Origin of the sequence: Leucobacter chromiireducens subsp. solipictus, from assembly GCF_016758195.1 — a bacterium.
Taxonomy (GTDB): Bacteria; Actinomycetota; Actinomycetes; order Actinomycetales; family Microbacteriaceae; genus Leucobacter; species Leucobacter solipictus.
In genome coordinates this window covers 160984-181726 of sequence record NZ_QYAC01000008.1, presented here as the reverse complement: position 1 = coordinate 181726, position 20743 = coordinate 160984, and the positions used below count along the sequence as shown (strand labels likewise).

Below are 20743 nucleotides of genomic sequence, written 5' to 3'. Positions count from 1 at the left end.
GGACCGCGGCGCCTCGCTACCGCGCGGCGGGAATCGTGGGGATGAGGCCCGTGCGGCTCGTGGGGTTCACCTTCCAGAGCAGTCCATAGACCACCGCCGCCGCGACGGCCGTCAGGAGCGGCCCCCAGGTCGCACCGACCCCGGCAAGCTCCGGGGTGATGGTCCCCAGCTGCAGCATGAAGATCCCGATGACGGTCGCCACGATCCAGGCGATGAGACCGTTGCTGTTGAAGGCGCGATAGTTGCGATCCTCGATCGCGGCGTGCTCCTCGTTCTTCCATCGCCCGAGGAGGATGTGGGTCAGCGCGATCGCGACCCAGGCGGTCACCAGCACCCCCTGCCACGCAAGCGCGATGAGCAGATACTGCACCACGGGGAGCAGCATGAACAGGTAAATGATCACGGAGGAGACCACCACCCACGCCACGTTGGGCATCTTGATCTTGAAGACCTTTTCCCCGAACGCCCGGAGATTCGCTGCCCCGAGGTAGTAGTTCGCCGTATTGATGCGCGTTTGCGTCGCGATCACCACGAGCAGGCCGAGCACCCCCATCAGGCTCACCAGGCCGCCGGCGAGTCCGGTTTCCGAGGCCTCGATACCGGGGATCGTGAACGTCAGGAAGATCCCGACGAACGCCGAGAAACCGTAGGCGAGCACGTAGAACAGCGGGCCGAAGGTGACGCGCTGGTGGTAGCGAATGTCCTGACGCTTGCCGAGCGCCGCGAAGTCCATGGTGAACATCATCATGATCCACACGCCCATGTACCCAGCGAACGTGGCGAGCCAGCCGGGGCCGCCCATGGCGAGCGTCACCGGAAGCTCGGGGGCCTGCGTCAGCCACGTGTCGGAGAACCCATACTGCACGCCCGCCCAGATCACCGCGGCGATCAGCCCAAAGAAGTAGATCGGCATCAAGATCCCGTTGATCTTGTCCAGGAAGCGACGCACGCCGCCGATGACGAGCGGAGTCGAATACAGCACGACGATGAGGCTCCACAGCCACATTTCGCCGCCGAAGGCCGTCATGAACGCGTACGCTACGATCGACCCCTCAAACACCGCGTAGTAGATCGCGATGAGGGCGAAGATGATCATGGCGATGGCCGATCCGGCATTGCCGAGGATCGTCCGTGAGAACTGCGCGACGGTGGTCCGATTGTTGATCGCGTACCGCGACAACACGGTGTTGATCAGCCCGTAGACGATGATCGTCAGGACGATGCCGATGATCGCGTTGACGGTGCCGTAGGCGGACGCCATTGCCGCCCCGATATAGACGAAGAAGAACGCGCTGGCTGTGCCGTACCACGCCATCGTCAGGCGGCCACGACTCATCTGGTCGTCGTCATTGCCCTCCCGCGCAAGCGCGTCGGTGGCTTCCACGTCCAGGTTACTTCCGGTTAGATTGAGACTCACGAGTGGTACCTCCATTGGTATCAGGGTGGGTGCCGGGCTCGCGAAATCGCGCTCCGTTGCGCGACCTCGGGAGTCCGACTGGGCAGGCTCGCCGCGACGCATGCCACTGCGCAGTCAGCGGTGGGGCTCGCTCTCACGTGCCGCTCCGACGGGCACCCATTCATTGTCACGAGCCGGAGTGCTGACCAGTATTGGGCGTACGCCGGAAGAATCATCCAAAGTTCTGTCGAATGCACAATCCACGAGTCGAGCTCGTGATGGTGCGCGGCCCGGGGCGGAACCCGCCCCGGGCCGGGTTCCTAGCGGCTCCAGCCGGCCACGGAACGGCGCAGCATCTGCTCCCGATGCTGGCGGGTGGTCTCGGCGAAGAGCTCGCCGGTGCCCCAGTCGAGGATCACGCCGTAGCGCCGGATCACGTCGAGCAGGTCGATCTCCCCGGAACGGTACCGCGCCGCGATATCTTCCGGATCCGCGGCGAGCCACCCGGTGCGCTGCGACCGGATCTCGGCGCGCAGGGCCGTCGTCGCCTCGTGATCGATCGCATACTGATCCAGATCCGGATCGATCGCCGTGATCACCACGCCGTAGTCCGCGGCGGCGCGGGCGAGAGACACGTACTCGTCGATCACGTCTTCGAGCACCTCATCGGGTGTGCGCTCCAGGGGATCGCCGAAGCCACCGCCGCCGGCAGACGGCCGGTAAAAGGTGTCCCCGGGCTGCACGGGCACGGAGGAGAAGATCGAGCCGAGGAACCGCTCGTGCTCGGTATCGCGGTTGAGCCACACCCCGTGCGGGATCGACGGCAGCCCGCCCTCGATGCCCCAGGTGATCGAGCGGGCGCGATCGCAGCAGTAGCTCATGACCGAGGCGTCGGCGTCGGTGAGCGTGCCGCCCTTCTCCACCCCGCAGCCGCCGCGGAAGCGCCCGGGACCGCCCGAGTCCGTGCCGATCTGGTGCATCGTCGTGAGGACGGGCGTGAGCCGCTCCTGCCCCTCGCAGGCCTGCACCGCAAGCCCGACCCCGAACACGGGTGCCGTGGCGCTCGAGCCGTCCTTCGAGGAACGTCCGCCCCAGCCGCCGGCCATCCAGTCGTACCACATGAAGTACGGATTCTCGTCGTGGCGGGAGTCGCGGCCGCCGACCAGCAAATACTCCAGGTTGAACGCGCACGCCATCGCGCGCTCCGGCATGATCTGCGACCAGATCTCGAAGATCCCGTTCATGAGTTTCTCGTACGGTCCGGAGCAGAAACCGGTCACGGCGTAGGGCCAGCCGGCGTTCACCACCGTGCCCTCCGGCCCGATATCGGCGGTCACCGCCGCGTAGAAGCCCGAGTTCAGCGGCACGTCCGGGAAGAACGTCTTGGTCCCGGCGTAAATCGCGGAGAACGTGGTGCCGTAGCCGGAGTTCAGGAAGGTATCGACCACGTCGGCGCTTCCCTCCAAGTCGTAGTGGATCCCCTCGCCGTCGAGCGTCATCACGATCTTGATCGGCACGAGCCCCTCGGCCTTGCCCGGATCGAGATCGAGGTAGTCGACCGTCTCCCAGCGGCCGTGCGGCAATTCCGCGAGCCGGCGGCGCACGGTCCGCTCCACGTAGTCCTGGGTCTCCTGCATCGCGAGTTCCACGGTGCTCGTGCCGTAGCGTTCCACGAGGCGCAGCACCTCGCGCTCACACACCGCCGTCGCCTCGGCTTGCGCGTGCAGATCGCCGAGCGCCTGTTCGGGGGCGCGGGTGTTGGCGACCAGCAGCTGGGCCACATCGTGCAGGAAGACCCCGCGCGACCAGACGCGGATCGGGGTGATGCGCAGGCCCTCGCCGAAGTGTTCGGAGGCGGACACGTCGAACGAGCCCGGCACCTTGCCGCCGATGTCCGCCCAGTGGCCCTTGTTCTGAGCGAAGGCGATGATCCGCCCGGACGAGAAGATGGGCCGCACGAAGGAGACATCGTTGAAGTGGGTGCCGCCACGGTACGGGTCGTTGATCGCGAACACGTCGCCGGGGTTGATGTCGTCGCCGAACTGCTCGATCACGGCCTTGGCCTGGAAGTGCAGGGTACCGACGTGGACCGCGATATCGCCCGATCCCTGCATCACGGTGTTGCCCTGCGCGTCGCACAGGGCCGAGGAGAAATCGCGCGAGTAGATGACGAAGGAGTAGCAGGTGCGCAGGATCTGCTCGCTCATCAGGTCCACGCTGGTGGCGAAGGCGTTCTTCAGCACCTCGAAGGTGACCGGGTCCAGCGCCGTCTGGCGGGCCGGGGCGGTGAGCGTGCCGGTGGGGGTAGTCATCGGGAGACCTCCTCGAGAGTGATACGAATGTTGAGCCACTCGTCGATCTCGGCGCGCGTGTGCGGCGGAACGACGGTGGTGGAGTCCAGCTGGTTGATGATGCCGGGACCGGCGAACGCGGTGCCCGCGCGCAGCGCGTCCCGGTCATACACCGGGGTATCGACCCACCCGTCCGCGCCGAAGTACACGGGGCGACGACTCTCCGGTTCGCCCGGTTCCTGCGGCACGGGCTCCGCCGGGCGGAACGACGGCTTCGGAATCTTGCCGACCGCGCCGAGGTGCAGCTGGTAGACCTCGACCGGCGCGTCGTCCTGCCGGAACGCGAACTCGCGCTCGTACTCCTCGTGGAAGGTGCGCACCGCGCGCGCCAGCGCCCCGGGGCCCGAGCCCATCGGCACCTGGAGCGAGCGCCACTGGCCCTGGTAGCGCATCGAGATCTTGCGCTGCAGCATCGCGTCCGCCTCGGCGACGCCCTCGTGCCGCAGCCGCGCGGAGGCCTCAGTCTCGAGCTCCACAAAGGCCTGCTCGATCGCTTCCTCGTCGGCACCCGAGGCCAGTCCCGTAAACATCTGGGCGAAGTCGTGCTGAATGTCCACGAGCAAGCACCCCATCGCGGAGGTCACGCCCGGGTTGGGCGGCACGATCACCGTCGGAATCCCGAGTTCCCGCGCAACGTCGGCACCGTGCAGGGCACCGGCACCGCCGAAGGCCAGCAGGGCGAAATCACGCGGGTCATAGCCGCGCCGGATCGACACGAGGCGCACGGCGTCGGCCATGTTCGCGTTCGCGACCGAGACGATCGCCTGCGCGGCCTCCTCGAGCCCCATGCCGAGCGGCTCGGCGATCACGCGCTGGATCGCTTCTTCCGAGCGCGCGCGGTCGAGCTGCTTCACGCCGCCGGCCAGGGAGGTTCCGAGCCGGCCGAGCACCACGTTCGCGTCAGTGTTCGTTGGCTGGTCGCCGCCGGTCGCGTAGCAGGCCGGCCCGGGGTCGGCGCCCGCGGACTGGGGCCCGTTGCGCAACGATCCGGCGATGTCGATGTGGGCGAGGGATCCGCCGCCCGCACCGATGGTGAGCACCTCGATCGAGGGGAAGATGATCGGGTGGCCGTACTCCACCTGCCACTCCTGTGAGACGCGCAGCTCGCCGCCGGCGACCAGGGAGATGTCGGTCGAGGTGCCGCCCATGTCCAGGCTCACCGCGTTCTCGTAGCCGCACTGCTGGGCGATGTGCTTCGCGGAGATCGCGCCTGCCGCGATTCCCGAGGCGGCGAGCCGCACCGGGAACTTCTCGACGAGCCGCGGGGTCATGGATCCCCCGCCTGAGTGGAGCAGCAGCAGGTCGCCGCCGTAGCCGCCCTCGCGCAGCCGCTCCGCGAGTCGGTTCACGTATCCGGAGACGAGTGGCGCGAGGACCGCGTTGGCGACGGCGGTGTTGAAGCGCGGGTACTCGAAGATCTCGGGGAGCACCTCCGCGGAGGTCGAGACGGTCGCGTCCGGGATGATCTCTTCGAGGATCTCCCGCATCCGCGTCTCGTGCGCCGCGTTGGCGTAGGAATTGAGGAAGCACACCGCGACCGTCTTCACGCCGCGCCGGCGCAGCAACTCCGCGAGCTGACGGGCCTCAGTCTCGTCGAGCGGCGTCACCGTCTGCCCGTTGTAGTCCACGCGCTCCGTGACCTCGAAACGGTCGCGGCGGCGGATGTACGGCTCGGAGACGTCGTTGTAGGCGTCCCAGAGATCGTCCTTCGTGCCGTCGCGGATCTCGAGCACGTCGCGAAACCCGCGGGTGGTCACGAGGGCGGCCGCCGGGAAGTTCCGGGTGATCAGGGCGTTGGTCGCCACGGTGGTGCCGTGAGAAAACAGCGCCACGTCGCTGAGATCGATCTGGCCGCGCTCCACGCCGTTCATCACGGCGATCATGGGATCGCTCGGCGTTGACGGCACCTTGGTCACGCGCATCTGCTGGGTGGCGTCGTCGAAGATGCAGACGTCGGTAAACGTCCCTCCGACGTCGACCGCGACACGGACACTGCTCATGGGGCTCCTCCTGAAGTTCGTCGTTGAGTTCCGGATGCATCTAACCTTTGTGCCCTGGCGGCTCCGGGTCACTGGAGAATCTCACGCTTTCTCCGCGGCCGTATGTAGAATCTCCAAGAAATGGCGGGATCGCGGGGTGCAAACCTCTCGTTCATACAATCTCCGAAGGTGGAGCATGGCAAATTCCTCCGGCGCGCACGCAGAACTCGAGCGGTTGCGCACCACGCTCGATCTCACGAACGCGCTCCTCGCCGCGGTCTCCTCCACCGATCCGGTGCACGCGCTCACCGCCCGCATGGCGACCCTCTGCCACGGCACCGCGATCATCTACGACTTCGAGGGCGCCGTCGTGGCGAGCACCGGCGAGGCACCCACCCAGCTCATCTGGAACGAGGTCTCCGGCACCCATCAGCGCGAGCTCACGCTCGACATCGGCCGCTGGCACGTGCGCACGCGCCGCGTCTCGCTCCGGGCCGGCGTGCACGTCATCGCGATCGCCAGCCGTGGTGCCGGCACGATCGCCGCGACCGGGGAACAGCTCCTCGACACTTCCGAGCGGCTACTCGGCGCGGTGCACGGCATCCAGTACGGGGCCACGCAGCGCGACCGACGCGACAACGAACAGCTCATCGCCGCGCTGCACGACGGCGTCGTACCCGCACGCGAGCACCGGTTCTGGAGCCGCCTCGCGCAGTTCCGGTTCCCGGCGTACTCGCCCGTCCGCGCCCTCGAATTCGCGCCGTTCGACGGGGCCTCCGCGAACGACACCCAGCTCGCGCAGCTCATCGGCCGCGCCCGCTCCGACGACGTGCCGCTGCTCATCATGCTGCGCCGCGTCGACATGGACTCGCCCGCGACGATCGCGGCGCTCGTTCCGGAATCCCCGGAGAGCGACCACTGGATCGCCGAGGTCTCCCGCCTCTTCTTGACCGGGGTCTCGGCCCCGTTCGCATCCCTCTCGCGCGTGTCTGAGGGCGTGCGCGAGGCGGAGACGGCGCTCGGCATCGCGCGCCAGTGGGCTGGCGCCGCTGACGCGCCCGCTGCGCTCGGCCCGGTGCTGATCGACCGGATCGACCTCGCGACGTGGCTGCTCTCCCACGTCGATCCGCGGCAACTCGAAGCCCGCATCGCCGCGACACTCGCCCCGATTTCGTCGCCGCAACTCCGCGACACCCTCGTCACCTATTTCGCCGCCGAGCAGAACATCGCCCGCACCGCGGAGGCGCTGTTCGTCCATCCCAACACGATCCGCTACCGGCTCGCCCGCGTCGAAGAAGAGACGGGGCAAGCGGTGAGCTCCGCCTTCGCCGCCGCAAACCTCATTCTGGCCCTCTACCCGGAGCTGATCGGCCGCTGGTCCGCGCTTCGGGGCCCGTCCGGCAGCCCCGGACTCACGCGGCGGGGACCTCACGGACCCACTGGCGACTCGTCCCCCGTCCCCTAGGCTAGGGATCACCGCAGCTGCGGCTCTGGGCACCGCCCACCACTCAGACATCAAGGAGGATCATGAGCACCGGATCACACGGCGAAGTACAGCTGGAAAACGAGTACTTCCGCGTCACGCAGTGGACCATCGAGCCGGGCGGCGTCATCCCGATGCACCGCCACGACTACGAGTACGTGGTGGTCCCCATGGTCACCGACACCATGCACGTCACGAACGCCGACGGCAGCGAGATCGTCGCGGAGCTCGTCGCGGGGCAGAGCTACACCCGGTCGGCGGGCTCGGAGCACCAGGTCGAGAACCGCACTTCGACCGAGAACATCGTCTTCGTCGAGACGGAGCGCCTCGCGTGAGCGCCGCACCGGAGTCCGCGGTCACCGTTCGCCCGATCGCCGCGGAGGATCGCGCGGCGTGGGGTGAGCTCTACCGCGGGTACCGCGACTTCTACGGCAAGCCGCACGACGACGCGGTGTACGACACCGTGTGGGGGTGGCTCATGGATTCCGCCCACGAGACCCGCGGCCTCATCGCGGAGGCCGGCGGCGTCCCCGTCGGGATCGGGCATTTCCGACGCTTCGCGCGGCCCATCGACGGCGGTCACGGGCTGTACCTCGACGACCTGTTCACCGCCGAGACCGCCCGCGGATCCGGGGCCGGCGGCGCGATCCTCGACCGCCTGGCCGAGATCGCCGCTGACGAGGGGGCCGCGCTGGTGCGCTGGATCACCGCCGACAGCAACGCGACCGCGCGCCGACTGTACGACCGCGTCGCCACGCAGACCCCCTGGGTCACCTACGACCTCGCGCCCCGCCGCTAGGCCGCGCACGCGCCGCGCCACGCTTCGCGCAGGGCACCGCGCCAAGCTCCGCACCAACCCCCGCCGAGAACGCGATTTCGCACCTGTTGTGATTCACACAGGTGCGAAATCGCGTTCTCGGCGGATGCAGTGCGGTGCAGCAGGGTGCAGCAAGGTGCAGCCCGGCTGGGCGGGTTACTCGCGGAGGCGCTCGGTGCCCGTGGTGGGCACGGTGCGGCCGTGCACCACGGTCGCACCGTCACTGTCGACCGCCACGAACACGATCTCATTCAGGGTGAGCACCTCGCTCCCGGTCACCGCGTTCTCCACGCGGCAGCTCAGCGTGATCGAGGTCCGTCCGAACGTGACCACGCGGTACTCGAGCTCGAGCAGGTCCCCGCGGTCAGCGCGGGAGACGAAGTCGATGGCCGACATGTGGCGGGTGACCACGTCGATCGTGCCGAGCTGCGCGACGGCCACGATCGCGGCCTCCTCGTCGACCCACTGCAGCAGCCGGCCGCCGAACAGCGCCCCGTGCTGGTTCAGGTCCTCGGGTTTGACCCACTTGCGCACGACGTGCCGATACTCACTCATGGCCACAGCATAGTGTGGCCACCGTAGACTGCAGGCATGCTTGTTTTCGCCGGGATTCTGCTGCTCGTCAATGCCGCCTACAACATCATCGTGTGGCCGCAGTTCTGGAAGCGGGTGGCGAAGGATCCGCGGGCGCGGGACGAGCAGGGCCGGGCGACCCGGTTCCTCACGGTGCACGCGGTGCTGATCGGGATCGCGCTGCTGATCGCCGTGCTGTCGGCGATCGCCGGAGCCCTCGTCCTGATGCAGGCGTAGCGACGCCCACGGGCCCGCACCGCGGCCCACGCGGGCGCGCGCTGCGGGCCGCGGACGCACGCCCCTCGCTCAATCCACAGGAGATTCTCGAGCCAGGTGCCGGATCCGGGTCGAAATCTCCTGTGGATTCGTGAATCTCCGAGGTTTTCGTGACGCGTCCGCGCGCCGGGCTCACTCCGTGTCGGTCTCCTCGGTCTCCTCGGGGGCGGGATTCGGGTGCCCCGACTCGGTGTGCGTCGCGGGGCCCAGGTGGGACGCACCGCCCTCGTCGACCCACTCGTGTCCGTCCTCGGTGTTGAGCGCGGGATCGGATTCGTGGTCCGGTGTCTTACGCTGCGACTCCTGGTTCATGGCGGATTCCCCTCCCGTTCGCGCCCGCCTGAGCGGGCTGATGTGCGGACCACACTACGCTCCTCCCGCACCCGGCAACACCCCCTTGACAGCGCTCTCAGCGGCATCCATGGTGACCGCTTAGGATAGAGGGATGAAGCGGATCCTGACCTACGGCACGTTTGATCTCCTGCACTGGGGACACATCCGGCTGCTCCGGCGGGCCCGAGCGCTCGGCGACTACCTCGTCGTCGCCGCCTCCTCCGAGGAGTTCAACGCGGGGAAGGGAAAGCAGACCTACCACGACTTCGAAACGCGCAAGAACATGCTCGAGGCGGTGCGCTACGTGGACCTCGTGATCCCCGAGCACAGCTGGGATCAGAAGATCGGCGACGTTCAGAAGTACGAGATCGACGCGGTGGTCATGGGCGGCGACTGGGAGGGCGATCCGCGCTTCGAGGTGCTCCGCGACTACTGCGAGGTGATCTACCTGGATCGCACCGAGGGCGTCTCGACGACAAAGATCAAGCGGGATCTCGGCGTCAACGCGTAACCCACCCGAGTACACGAAACGGCCCCGATCGCCAGGCGCGAATCGGGGCCGTTTCGTGTACTCGGCGCTACAGCACCTTGGAGAGGAACGCCTTGGTGCGCTCCCGCTGCGGGTTGTCGAGCACCTCGGCCGGATCGCCCGCTTCGACGACCACGCCGCCGTCCATGAACACGAGCTTGTCGGCGACCCGGCGCGCGAAGCCCATCTCGTGGGTCACGACGATCATCGTCATGCCGCTCTCGGCAAGGCCCTGCATCACGTCCAAGACCTCCCCCACGAGCTCCGGATCGAGCGCCGAGGTCGGCTCATCGAACAGCATGAGCTTCGGGTCCATCGCGAGCGCCCGCGCAATGGCCACGCGCTGCTGCTGACCGCCCGACAGGTGCGCCGGGTAGTAGTCGTGCCGGTCCGCGAGCCCGACGCGGGCGAGCAGCTCCATCGCCCGCGCCTTGAGCGCCGCCTTGCCGCCCTTGCGGAGCAGCGTGGGGGCGAGCATCACGTTTTCGAGCGCCGTCATGTGCGGGAACAGGTTGAAGCGCTGGAACACCATGCCGATGTCGCGGCGCTGCTTCGCGGCCTCGCGCGGGTGCATCTCGTAGAGCTTGTCGCCCTGCTCGCGATACCCCACGATCTCGCCGTCCACGAACAGCCGGCCGGCGTTGACGGTCTCGAGGTGGTTGATGCAGCGCAGGAAGGTCGACTTGCCCGAGCCGGACGGGCCGACCAGGCAGAGCACCTCGCCCCGCTGCACTTCCAGGGAGATCGACTTCAGCACGAGGTTCGAGCCGTACGACTTCGAGACGCCCTCGGCGCGCACCATCGGCGTTGCCAGTGCGGTTGCGTTCACGGTCATGCTGCTCCCCCAGCTCGCGGTGTTCCTGCGGCACCCTCGGTGCCGGGGTCCTCGGTGCCCACCACGCCGATCACGCCGGTGGGAATGCTCGGTTTCATCACGTCGGGGCGCGCCCCGACCCCCTTCGCGAAGTGGCGTTCGAGGAAGTACTGGCCCACCATCAGGATCGAGGTGACCACCAGGTACCAGATCGACGCCACGATGAGCATCGGCACCGGGTTGTAGGTCACCGCCGCGATGTCCTTCTGCTTCATGAACAGCTCAAGCGTGAACGGCACGGCGTTGACGAGTGAGGTGGTCTTCAGCATCGAGATCACCTCGTTGCCGGTGGGCGGGATGATCACGCGCATCGCCTGCGGCAGCACGACGCGGGTCATGGTGTGCCACCAGCCCAGGCCCAGCGCCTCGGCGGCCTCGTCCTGCCCCTTGTCCACGGACAGGAGCCCCGCGCGTACGATCTCGGCCATGTAGGCGGCCTCGTTCAGCGCGAGGCCGATGATCGCGAGCGTGAACGCGGTCATGATCGTCTTCGTCTCAAAGGCGAAGATCGGGTCCATGAACGGCAGCCCGATGGTGAGCTGCGGGTAGATCACGGCAAACAGGCCCCAGAAGGTCAGCTGCACGTACACCGGGGTGCCGCGGAAGATCCAGAGGTACACCCAGGCGACGGCCTTCACCACGGGGTTGGGCGAGAGCCGCATCACGGCGAGGGCGATGCCCAGCACGATCGCGATCACCATCGAGTAGACGGTGAGCTGCAGCGTGTAGCCCACGGCCGCGACGATGCGGGTGTCGAAGAGATACTTGCCGACCTCGGGCCAGTTGAAGGCCTCGCGGTTCGCGGCGTCGAAGATGAACAGCGCCGCGAGCGCCAGCAGCACGACCGCGAGCACCACGCGGCCCGGGTGCTTCAGCTTGATCGCTTCGATCGGCTCGGATTCGTAGAACGGCTGGGGCTTCGGGTTCGCGCCCGAAGCCCCGCTCGTGTGTTCAGTCATGAGGTACGACGTCCCCCTCAGTACTCAGGGCCTCAGGAACCGGCGTTAATGGTGGCCTTCTCGATGGCCCCGTCCTCGACCCCGGCCTTCGTCAGGATCTCGAGGTACGTGCCGTCGTCCATGAGCGACTGCAGGGCGGCCTGCACGGCCTTCGTCAGGTCCGAGTCCTTCGGCAGCGCGTAGCCGTAGGGGGCGACGTCGAAGGTCTCGCCTGCGGCCTCGATCTTGTCGCTCTGCGCGGCAATCGCGTCGAGCGTCACGGGCGAGTCGGCGCTGAACGCCTCCGCCTGGCCCAGCACCACGGCGTTGGTGGCCTCAGCCTGGCCCTCGAACGGCATGATCTCGATGGCGGGCTTGCCGGCGTCCTCGCAGGCCTGCGACTTCGCGGGGAGCTCGTCGGTGTGCTCGAAGGTGCCCGCCTGCACGGCGACCTTCAGGCCGCACGCGTTGTTCGGGTCGACGGTCTTGCCCACCGGCGCGGCCCAGAGCACACCGGCCTCGTAGAAGTTCACGAAGTCGACGGTCTTCTGCCGCTCGGCGTTGTCGGTGAAGGAGGAGGATCCCATGTCCATGGCCCCGCCCTGGATGCTCGGGATGATCGTGTCGAAGCCGGCTTCTTCCCACTTGGGTTCGAGGCCCAGGCGCGCGCTGACGGCGTTGGCCAGGTCGACGCCCCAGCCCACGATCTCGCCGGAGGAGTTCTTGTACTCGTTCGGCGGGTAGGAGGCGTCGGTGCCGAGCACCAGTTCGCCCTTGTCCTTGATCTCGGCCGGGAGGAGCGCCACTGCGGCCTCGTCAACGGTGATCTTCGAGGTATCGGTGGACTCCTGCTGCGGGCCCTCCTCGTTGGTGACGCACCCGGTGAGGGTGAGTACGGTGGCGGCGGCGAGCGCGGGAAGCGCGTAACGAATCTTCATTGATTTCTCCAATGTGAAGCCGACGGGGCTCCGGGTGGTGCATGTCGCTCTGAGTGTAGTACCCCGGGGGCGGGGTAGACCTACAGAGTCTCTACCCCGCTCCATACAGAGGCTGCTGCCGGGCGCTCGGGGCGCGGAATTGCGCGCCGGATCGCGCCACCCGCGCACATAACATTCCGGTTAAGCGCGCGACGCCACGCCGTCACCGCCCGCCAGCTGGAGCCGATACCCCATCCCGGGCTCGGTGAGCAGGAAGCGCGGAGCGCTCGCATCGCGCTCCAGTTTCTTGCGCAGTTGCGACATGTAGAGCCGCAGGTATCCGGTATCGGTGACGTGTTCCGTCCCCCAGATGTGCGTCAGCAGCGTCTGCCGCGTGACCAGCCGACCCGCGTTGCGCGCCAGCAGGTCGATCATCTGCCACTCCGTCGGGGTGAGCCGGATCTGCCGCCGCCCGCCACCCGCGGTGTCCACCACGCTGCGCGCGGCGAGATCGACCGTGATCTCCCCCAGCTGGACCACGAGGTCGGGTGCCTCCTGGCGCGCGGGGTCGCGCTGTGGAACGCGCCGCGTGAGCGCGCGCACCCGCGCCAGCAACTCCTCCACCGAGAACGGCTTTGTCAGGTAGTCGTCGGCACCCGCATCGAGCGCCTCGACCTTGTCCGCGGTCCCCGCGCGGCCCGACACGACGAGAATCGGTGCCTCCGACCACCCGCGCACCGCGTGAATCACCTCGACGCCGTCGAGCCGCGGCATCCCCAGATCCAGGATCAAGAGATCGGGATGCTGCGCGATCGCGGCGGAAATCGCCGCCGCCCCATCGACGGCGGTGAGGATCTCGTAGCCCTGCGAGGTCAGGGTGATCCGCAGGGCGCGCAGCAACTGCGGATCGTCGTCGGCGAGCAACAGCTTCACGTTTCGGCCACCTCCGCAGGCGCGGGGGCGGCCCGCAACGACACCACCATCGTGAGCCCCCCTCCCGGCGTATCCTCGGGTTCCAGTGTGCCACCCATCGCCTCGACGAAGCCCTTGGAGAGCGCGAGCCCCAGGCCGAGCCCGGTGCTGTTATCCGTGTCGCCGAGCCGCTGGAACGGCTGGAACACCTCGCCGCGGCGATCCGGCGCGATCCCCGGCCCGTGATCCACGACCCGCAGCTCGACCCGACCCGCAAACGTGCTGCTCGCGATCAGCACCGCCGTGCCCGCCGGGGCGAAGCGGCGCGCGTTGGCGAGCAGATTCACGAGGGCCCGCTGCAGCAGCACCGGATCCGCAAGCGCCTGCCGCTCATCGTGCGCGAGCGCGAGCGAGACCTCCGCGGGCCCGAGCCCGAGTTCATCGAGCGCCGGACCGACCACGTCCGCCGGATCCAGCGCGACGGGTTCGATCGTGAGCGCATCCGCCTGGAGACGGGTCACGTCGAGCAGGTCCGTGACCAGGGCCGTCAACGCGGCGAGGCTCTCCTCCGCGGTCTCGAGGAGGGCGCCGCGATCCTCCCCGGACAGGTGGGGGCCGGCGGCACGGAGACCCCCGACGGCCGCGGTCGCCGCGGCCAGCGGCCGCCGCAGATCGTGGCTGAGGGCGGAAAGCAGGGCCCCGCGCACGCGGTCCGAGGCGGCGATCGGCTCGATCTCGCTGGCGGTGTCCGCGAGATGCTGGTGTTCGAGCGCCGCGTCGAGCTGGGCGATCAGCACCGCGAGGAGGCGCTGCGCCGCCGCGGGGAGGTCCGGACCGTACAGCGCGAGTTCGGCGGCCGCGCCGACCGGGTGCTGGGTGGCGGCCGGTCCGTCGCACTCCCCCGAAACGGCCACCACGTCCCCGCCTTCGGTGAGTGTGACCCCGCGCAACCCAAACGCCTCGCGGACGCGATCCACGAGCGCCTGGACCGCGTTGTCGCCGCGGAGCACGCTGCCCGCCGCCGTCTGGATCAGCTCGGACTCCGCGGCCGCGCGCCGGGCGGCCCGAGCGGTGCGCGCGGCCCGATCCACCACGTAGCTCACGAGCGCCGCGATCGTCATGTACAGCAGCAGCGCGACGACGTGCAGCGGATCCGTGATCGTGACGGTGAACAGTGGCGCGATGAACAGGAAGTCGAGCGTGATGCCCGAGAGGACGGCGGCGAAGAGCGCGGGCCACAGCCCGCCCACCAGCGCGACGACGACCACCAGCAATTGGTAGCTGAGCACATCCCCCGTGATCGACTCCGGGCTGCGCAGCGCGTACAGCAGCCAGGTCAGCAGCGGGCCGCCGACGAGCGCCAGCGCGAACCCCGCGAGGCGACGCCGGATCGTGAGCCCGCCGCCCAGGCGCGGCAGCGCACGCGTGCCCCCGGCGGCCGCGGCGTGCGGCACGATGTGCACGTCAATGTCGCCGGACTCCCGGATCACGCTCGCGCCGATCCCCGGCCCCGTGACCGCGGCGGCGAGGCGGCCGCGGCGGCTCGCGCCGAGCACGAGCTGGGTCGCGTTGTGCGAGCGGGCAAACTCCACGAGTGCGGTCGGCACGTCGCCCCCCAGCACCTGGTGGTAGCTGCCGCCCAATTGCTCGGTGAGGGCACGCTGCTGGGCGAGGGCGGCCGGGTGGTCGCTGCGCAGGCCGTCGGGGCTGGTCACGTGGACGGCGACCAGGGCACCACCGGCGGCGCGCGCCGCGATCCGCGCTCCGCGCCGCAGCAGCGTCTCCCCCTCGGACCCGCCCGTGAGCGCGACGACCACGCGCTCGCGCGCCTCCCAGGTGCGGTCGATGCCGTGCTCACTCCGGTAACTCGTGAGGGCCTGATCCACCTCGTCCGCGAGCCACAGCAGCGCGAGCTCACGCAGCGCGGTGAGGTTGCCGAGGCGAAAATAGTTCGAGAGCGCCGCGTCGATGCGCTCGGCCGGGTAGACGACCCCGCCCGCGAGCCGATCGCGCAGCGCCTGCGGGGCAAGGTCGATCACCTCGATCTGGTCGGCCTCGCGCAGGAAGCGATCCGGCACCGTCTCGCGCTGCGGCACCCCCGTGATCTGCTCCACCACGTCGTTCACCGAGGCGATGTGCTGGATGTTGAGCGTCGAGAGCACGTCGATCCCGGCGTCGAGCAACTCGGCGACGTCCTGCCACCGCTTCTCGTTGCGGGACCCGGCGGCGTTCGTGTGCGCCAGCTCGTCGACAAGCGCGAGCTGCGGAGCCCGCGCGAGCACGGCGTCGAGGTCCATCTCCGCGAGGGTCACCCCTCGGTGCACACTGCTGCGGCGCGGGATCTCGGGCAGCCCCCGCGCCGCAGCCGCGGTCGCGGCCCGTCCGTGCGTCTCGACGATCGCGATGACCACGTCCGATCCCGCGTCCCGCAGCCGGTGCCCCTCCTCGAGCATCGCGTAGGTTTTCCCCACGCCGGGGGCGGCGCCGAGCAGCACCCGCAGTCGCCCCCGTGTCCTCATGCCGCGGCCTCCCGTTCGTCAAGCTCTAGATTAAGCCGGAGCACGTTGATTCGTTCGGAACCGAGGAACCCGAGATCCGGGGCCTCGACGTGCGCGGCCACGAGCTCGCGCAGCTCGGCTTCGGGGATCCCTCGCTCCGCGGCGATCCGTGGCACCTGCAGCGCGGCGTACTCCGGGCTGATGTGCGGGTCGAGGCCGGAGGCCGACGCGGTCACGGCGTCCGCGGGGATCGCGTGCTCGGGCACCCCGTCGCGCGCGGCGATCTCGGCGCGCCGCTCGGCCACCGCGGCCACGAAGTCCGGGTGTTCCGGCCCCCAGTTCGAGCCGGAGGATGCAGCACCGTCGTACCCCTCGCCGGCGGCGGAGGGGCGCGGCTGGAAGTACTGCGGCAGCGGCTCACCGCTCGGGTCGGTGAAGGGCTGCCCGATCAGGGCCGACCCGACAACCGCGCCGTCCGGGCCGGTGAGCACCGAACCGTTCGCCTGAGCCGGGAAGACCAGCTGGCCGAGCCCCGTGATCACGGCGGTGTACCCGACCCCGAGCAGCAGGGTGCAGGCGAGCAGCGCGCGGACCGCGACGGCGAGGGTTTTCCCGGCGGTGCGGGAGTGTGCGTTCATGATCTTCTCTCTGTTCCGTGTGACGTGTGGGCTGCGGCGAGCGCTAGAACCCGGGGATGAGGCGGACCAGCAGGTCGATGAGCCAGATCCCGAGAAACGGGGTCACGATCCCGCCCAGCCCGTAGATGGCGAGGTTGCGGCCCAGCAGCTTCGCCGCGGTTGCCGGCCGATACGTCACGCCGCGCAGCGCGAGCGGCACGAGGAACACGATCACCAGGGCGTTGAAGATCACCGCGGAGAGCACCGCGGAGGCGGGCGAGTGCAGCCCCATGATGTTCAGCACCCCGAGCCCGGGGAAGACGCCCATGAACAGCGCCGGAATGATCGCGAAATACTTCGCGACGTCGTTTGCGATCGAGAACGTCGTGAGCGCGCCGCGGGTGATGAGGAGCTGCTTGCCGATCGCCACGATATCGATGAGCTTCGTGGGGTCAGAGTCGAGGTCGACCATATTGCCGGCCTCTTTCGCGGCGGAGGTGCCCGTGTTCATCGCGACGCCCACGTCGGCCTGCGCGAGCGCCGGGGCGTCGTTCGTGCCGTCGCCCGTCATGGCGACGAGTCGCCCGCCATCCTGTTCGCGGCGAATGTAGGCCAGCTTGTCTTCGGGGGTGGCCTCCGCGAGGAAGTCGTCCACACCCGCCTCGGTCGCGATGGCCGCGGCCGTGAGCGGGTTGTCGCCGGTCACCATCACGGTGCGGATCCCCATCGCGCGCAGCTCCCGGAAGCGCTCGGTGAGGCCCTCCTTCACGACGTCTTTCAGGTGGATGACGCCGAGCAGCCGGGCCGAGCCGTCCGCCCGCCGTTCCGCCACCACCAGCGGGGTGCCGCCGGACTGCGAGATGCGCTCGACCGCGGCGCGCATCTCGGCCGCGTCTCCGGCGGGGATCGGTGCCCCGCCCTTCTCGAGCCACGCGGTCACCGCGGATCCGGCACCCTTGCGCAGCTGCCCGCCATCCGCGAAGTCCAGGCCGGACATGCGGGTCTGCGCGGTGAACGGGACCACGACGGCCTCGGGGTCGGTCGCCACCTGCACCCCCTGGAGCTGTGCCAGATCGACGATCGAGGTGCCCTCGGGCGTGGGGTCCGCGAGCGAGGAGCGCGACGCTGCCGCCACGAACTCCGCGTCGCGCACGCCCCCGAGCGCCACGAACTCGCTCGCCCGACGGTTGCCGTAGGTGATGGTGCCGGTCTTGTCGAGCAGCAGCGTCGTGACGTCACCGGCGGCCTCCACGGCGCGGCCCGACATGGCGAGCACGTTGCGCTGCACCAGCCGATCCATGCCCGCGATGCCGATCGCGGAGAGCAGCGCGCCGATCGTGGTGGGGATCAGGCACACGAGCAGCGCGACGAGCACCGTGATGCTCACGGGTGCCGCGGCGAACGAGGCGATGGGGCCGAACGTCAGCGTGACCGTCACAAAGACGATCGACAGTGCCGCGAGCAGGATGTTCAGCGCGATCTCGTTGGGCGTACGCTGCCGCGCGGCCCCCTCCACGAGGGCGATCATGCGATCGACGAAGGTCTCCCCCGGCTTCGCGGTGATCTGCACCACGATGCGGTCCGACAGCACCCGTGTGCCGCCGGTCACCGCCGAGCGGTCACCCCCGGACTCACGCACCACGGGCGCGGATTCGCCGGTGATCGCCGACTCGTCCACGGAGGCGATGCCCCACACGATGTCCCCATCGCCCGGGATCGGCTCCCCGGCGACCACCACCACCACGTCGCCGGGCCGCAGTTCGGCAGAGGACACCTCAGCGGTCTCGGCCCGCTCCGCCGCGGGATCCCCCGCCGGGTCATAGCCGAGGAGCCTGCGCGCCGTGGTGCTGGTGCGCGTCTGCCGGAGCGAGTTCGCCTGCGCTTTGCCGCGCCCCTCCGCGATCGATTCCGCGAGGTTCGCGAAGAGCACCGTGAGCCAGAGCCACACCGCGATGATGCCCGTAAACGACCACGGGATCGAGGAGCCGCCGGAGGCCTGCGGCCCGCCGAGGAACGGTTCCGCGACGGCGAGCACGGTGGTGAGCGCCGCCCCAACCCAGACGATCAGCATGACCGGGTTGCGCCACTGCGCGCGCGGGTGGAGCTTGCGCAGCGCGTCGGGAAGCGCGGCACGCACCTGCACCCAGGTGAGCGTCTTCGCGGGCTTCGCTGCGGCGCGCACGGCGGCCGCCTGCTCGGCGGCCTCTCGCCGCGCCTGCTCGGGGGTGTGAGTGAGCGTTGACATGTGTTACCTCAGCCCTTCCGCCAGGGGCCCCAGCGTCAAGATCGGGAAGAATACGAGGGCGGTGACGAGCACCGCGGTGCCGGCCATGAGGCCGACGAAAAGAGGCCGGTGCGTCTGCAGCGTGCCCGCGGTTGCGGGCACGGCATCCTGGGCCGCGAGCGAGCCGGCGAGCGCCAGCACGAGGGCGATGGGGATGAAGCGTCCGAGCAGCATCGCGACCCCGATCGCGGCCGTGAACCACGGGGTGCTCGCGGTGAGCCCCGCGAAGGCGGAGCCGTTGTTGTTCGCCCCCGAGGCAAACGCGTAGATCACCTCGGAGAGCCCGTGCACGCCGGGGTTCGCGATCGACTCGCCGACCACGCTCTCCCGCACGCCGGGGATCGCGAAGCTCAGGGAGACGCCCACGAGGACCAGCACCGGCATCACCAGGATGTACAGGCTCGCCAGCTTCATCTCGCGCGGTCCGATCTTCTTCCCGAGGTACTCGGGAGTGCGGCCCACGAGCAGCCCGGCGACGAACACCGCGATGATCGCGACGATCAGCATGCCGTACAGCCCGGATCCGACGCCGCCCGGGGCGATCTCGCCGAGCATCATGTTGAGCATCGGCATCATGCCGCCGAGCGCGGTGAAGGAATCGTGCATGGCGTTCACCGCGCCCGTGGAAGTGAGCGTCGAGGCGGAACCGAAGATCGTCGATCCGACGATCCCGAAGCGCAGTTCCTTTCCCTCGAGCGCTCCGCCGGCGAGCTGCGGACCGGTGCCGTTCCCGGCGAGTTCGAACGCCGTCAGCGCCGTCACCGAAACGAGGGCGAGCGTGGCCATGACCGCGAGGATCGCGAGGCCCTGACGGCGATCGCCCACCATCCGGCCCAGGGTGCGCGGGAGCGCGAACGGGATCAGCAGGATCAGCAGGATCTGCACCAGGTTGGTCCAGCCCGCGGGGTTCTCGAAGGGGTGCGCCGAGTTCGCGTTGAAGAAGCCGCCGCCATTGGTTCCGAGCAGCTTGATCGCCTCCTGCGAGGCGACCGGGCCGCCCGGAAGCTGCTGCGTCGCCCCCGCGAGCGTGGACACCTCGGTGAATCCGGCGAGGTTCTGGATCACGCCGCCCGCGAGCAGCACCAGCGCCCCCAGCACCGAGATCGGCAGCAGGATCCGCACGGTGCCGCGAATCAGGTCGACCCAGAAGTTGCCGATCGTGCCGGATCGACGCGCGGCGAAGCCGCGCACCAGCGCGATGGCGACCGCGATGCCGGTGGCCGCCGAGACGAAGTTCTGCACCGCGAGCCCGGCACACTGCACGGCGTATCCGACGGTCGCCTCCGGCGAGTAGGCCTGCCAGTTCGTGTTGGCCACGAAGGAGATCGCGGTGTTGAACGCGATCCCCTCCGGGACGGGCGGGAGCCCCAGCGAGGCCGGGAGCCACTGCTGCGTGCGCTGCAGGAGGTACAGCACCAGGACGCCGACCAGGGAGAACGCGAGCACGGCCCGCAGGTAGGCCTGCCACGACTGCCCACGCTTCGGGTCCACCCCGATCACCCGGTACAGGCCACGCTCGACCGCCCAGTCGCGGCCGCTCGTGTACACCCACGCCATGTAGTCGCCCAGGGGACGGTACGTGATCGCGAGGATCAGGATCAGCGTCCCGACCGTGGCGAGAAATCCGAGCCAGGCCATCAGAACCGCTCCGGCTTCACGAGGGCACACACCAGATAGGCGATGGCCCCGAGGCCCAGCAGCGCGGCGAGCGCTTCCAGAATGATCACAGCTTCTCCACCGCCTTCCCCACCAGCGCCACGAGGGCGAAGAGGGCGAGGGCGCCGAGGAGATACACGACGTCGAGCACGAGAAGCTCCGATCGAAGAACCGCCGCGGGCGGTCCCGCGGAGCGCCCGAACCGGGCGCTGACCTCAGTGCATCACCCCTGAGCGGCCCCCGGGAGACCCCCTCACGGAATCCATACGGGCGCGGCCCGTGCGCCCGCGGATCCTTACGGTTTCCTCAC

The 20743-nt window shown here is 69.2% G+C and carries 19 protein-coding genes; 5 read left to right on the top strand and 14 right to left on the bottom strand.

Annotated elements, in window-relative coordinates; translation table 11 throughout:
* Positions 1–16: 16 nt before the first annotated feature.
* The 3 genes from D3230_RS14760 to D3230_RS14750 all read right to left on the bottom strand — a co-directional run bounded on the left by D3230_RS14760 (position 17) and on the right by D3230_RS14750 (position 5747).
* A complete protein-coding gene (locus tag D3230_RS14760) occupies positions 17–1417 on the bottom strand; it encodes a purine-cytosine permease family protein (RefSeq protein WP_337249199.1) in 1401 nt (466 codons plus the stop codon).
* Between the two features lie 299 nt (positions 1418–1716).
* Positions 1717–3708, bottom strand: a complete 1992-nt coding sequence (locus D3230_RS14755) for a hydantoinase B/oxoprolinase family protein (protein WP_202345812.1) — start codon at positions 3706–3708, stop codon at positions 1717–1719.
* On the bottom strand, positions 3705–5747 hold the full coding sequence (locus D3230_RS14750) for a hydantoinase/oxoprolinase family protein (RefSeq protein ID WP_202345811.1): 2043 nt from the start codon (positions 5745–5747) through the stop codon (positions 3705–3707). The genes D3230_RS14755 and D3230_RS14750 overlap by 4 nt, the downstream gene beginning before the upstream one ends.
* Before the next feature lie 175 nt (positions 5748–5922).
* Here D3230_RS14750 and D3230_RS14745 point away from each other — a divergent pair, with 175 nt between their 5' ends.
* The 3 genes from D3230_RS14745 (at position 5923) to D3230_RS14735 (ending at position 8008) form a co-directional block, all read left to right on the top strand.
* A complete protein-coding gene (locus tag D3230_RS14745) occupies positions 5923–7191 on the top strand; it encodes a PucR family transcriptional regulator (protein ID WP_202345810.1) in 1269 nt (422 codons plus the stop codon).
* Between the two features lie 62 nt (positions 7192–7253).
* Positions 7254–7544: a cupin domain-containing protein gene (locus D3230_RS14740; RefSeq protein WP_202345809.1), complete on the top strand. Its 291-nt coding sequence runs from the start codon at positions 7254–7256 to the stop codon at positions 7542–7544.
* Entirely contained in the window at positions 7541–8008 is a 468-nt protein-coding gene (locus D3230_RS14735) for a GNAT family N-acetyltransferase (RefSeq protein WP_202345808.1), read from the top strand. Before D3230_RS14740 ends, D3230_RS14735 begins: the two co-directional genes overlap by 4 nt.
* Positions 8009–8182: 174 nt before the next feature.
* On the opposite strand, the gene D3230_RS14730 is transcribed toward D3230_RS14735, so the two are convergent.
* On the bottom strand, positions 8183–8581 hold the full coding sequence (locus tag D3230_RS14730) for an acyl-CoA thioesterase (protein ID WP_202345807.1): 399 nt from the start codon (positions 8579–8581) through the stop codon (positions 8183–8185).
* Between the two features lie 36 nt (positions 8582–8617).
* Between D3230_RS14730 and D3230_RS14725 the strand changes: the two genes are divergently transcribed.
* Entirely contained in the window at positions 8618–8836 is a 219-nt protein-coding gene (locus D3230_RS14725; RefSeq protein WP_202345806.1) for an SCO4848 family membrane protein, read from the top strand.
* Between the two features lie 171 nt (positions 8837–9007).
* Here the strand turns inward: D3230_RS14725 and D3230_RS14720 are convergent, their stop codons facing one another.
* Positions 9008–9187, bottom strand: coding sequence for a hypothetical protein (locus tag D3230_RS14720; protein ID WP_202345805.1), 180 nt, complete (start codon positions 9185–9187; stop codon positions 9008–9010).
* 133 nt (positions 9188–9320) lie between these two features.
* Here D3230_RS14720 and tagD point away from each other — a divergent pair, with 133 nt between their 5' ends.
* Complete coding sequence (gene tagD, locus D3230_RS14715; RefSeq protein WP_202345804.1) at positions 9321–9719, top strand: glycerol-3-phosphate cytidylyltransferase; 399 nt, start codon at positions 9321–9323, stop codon at positions 9717–9719.
* 67 nt (positions 9720–9786) lie between these two features.
* On the opposite strand, the gene D3230_RS14710 is transcribed toward tagD, so the two are convergent.
* The 9 genes from D3230_RS14710 to D3230_RS14670 form a co-directional block, all read right to left on the bottom strand.
* Entirely contained in the window at positions 9787–10572 is a 786-nt protein-coding gene (locus D3230_RS14710) for an amino acid ABC transporter ATP-binding protein (protein WP_272929067.1), read from the bottom strand.
* The gene (locus D3230_RS14705) at positions 10569–11570 is read right to left on the bottom strand and encodes an amino acid ABC transporter permease (RefSeq protein ID WP_202345803.1); all 1002 of its coding nucleotides are present in this window, start codon (positions 11568–11570) and stop codon (positions 10569–10571) included. The genes D3230_RS14710 and D3230_RS14705 overlap by 4 nt, the downstream gene beginning before the upstream one ends.
* A gap of 32 nt (positions 11571–11602) precedes the next feature.
* Positions 11603–12487: an ABC transporter substrate-binding protein gene (locus D3230_RS14700; protein WP_202345802.1), complete on the bottom strand. Its 885-nt coding sequence runs from the start codon at positions 12485–12487 to the stop codon at positions 11603–11605.
* A 180-nt stretch (positions 12488–12667) separates the two neighbouring features.
* Positions 12668–13399, bottom strand: coding sequence for a response regulator (locus D3230_RS14695; protein ID WP_202345801.1), 732 nt, complete (start codon positions 13397–13399; stop codon positions 12668–12670).
* Positions 13396–15897, bottom strand: a complete 2502-nt coding sequence (locus D3230_RS14690; protein WP_202345800.1) for a sensor histidine kinase — start codon at positions 15895–15897, stop codon at positions 13396–13398. Before D3230_RS14690 ends, D3230_RS14695 begins: the two co-directional genes overlap by 4 nt.
* Positions 15894–16514, bottom strand: a complete 621-nt coding sequence (gene kdpC / locus D3230_RS14685) for a potassium-transporting ATPase subunit KdpC (RefSeq protein WP_202345799.1) — start codon at positions 16512–16514, stop codon at positions 15894–15896. Before kdpC ends, D3230_RS14690 begins: the two co-directional genes overlap by 4 nt.
* Before the next feature lie 43 nt (positions 16515–16557).
* Entirely contained in the window at positions 16558–18738 is a 2181-nt protein-coding gene (gene kdpB, locus D3230_RS14680) for a potassium-transporting ATPase subunit KdpB (protein ID WP_202345798.1), read from the bottom strand.
* Between the two features lie 3 nt (positions 18739–18741).
* Positions 18742–20415, bottom strand: a complete 1674-nt coding sequence (kdpA, locus tag D3230_RS14675; RefSeq protein ID WP_202345797.1) for a potassium-transporting ATPase subunit KdpA — start codon at positions 20413–20415, stop codon at positions 18742–18744.
* Entirely contained in the window at positions 20415–20504 is a 90-nt protein-coding gene (locus D3230_RS14670; RefSeq protein WP_202345796.1) for a potassium-transporting ATPase subunit F, read from the bottom strand. Before D3230_RS14670 ends, kdpA begins: the two co-directional genes overlap by 1 nt.
* Positions 20505–20743 lie beyond the last annotated feature (239 nt).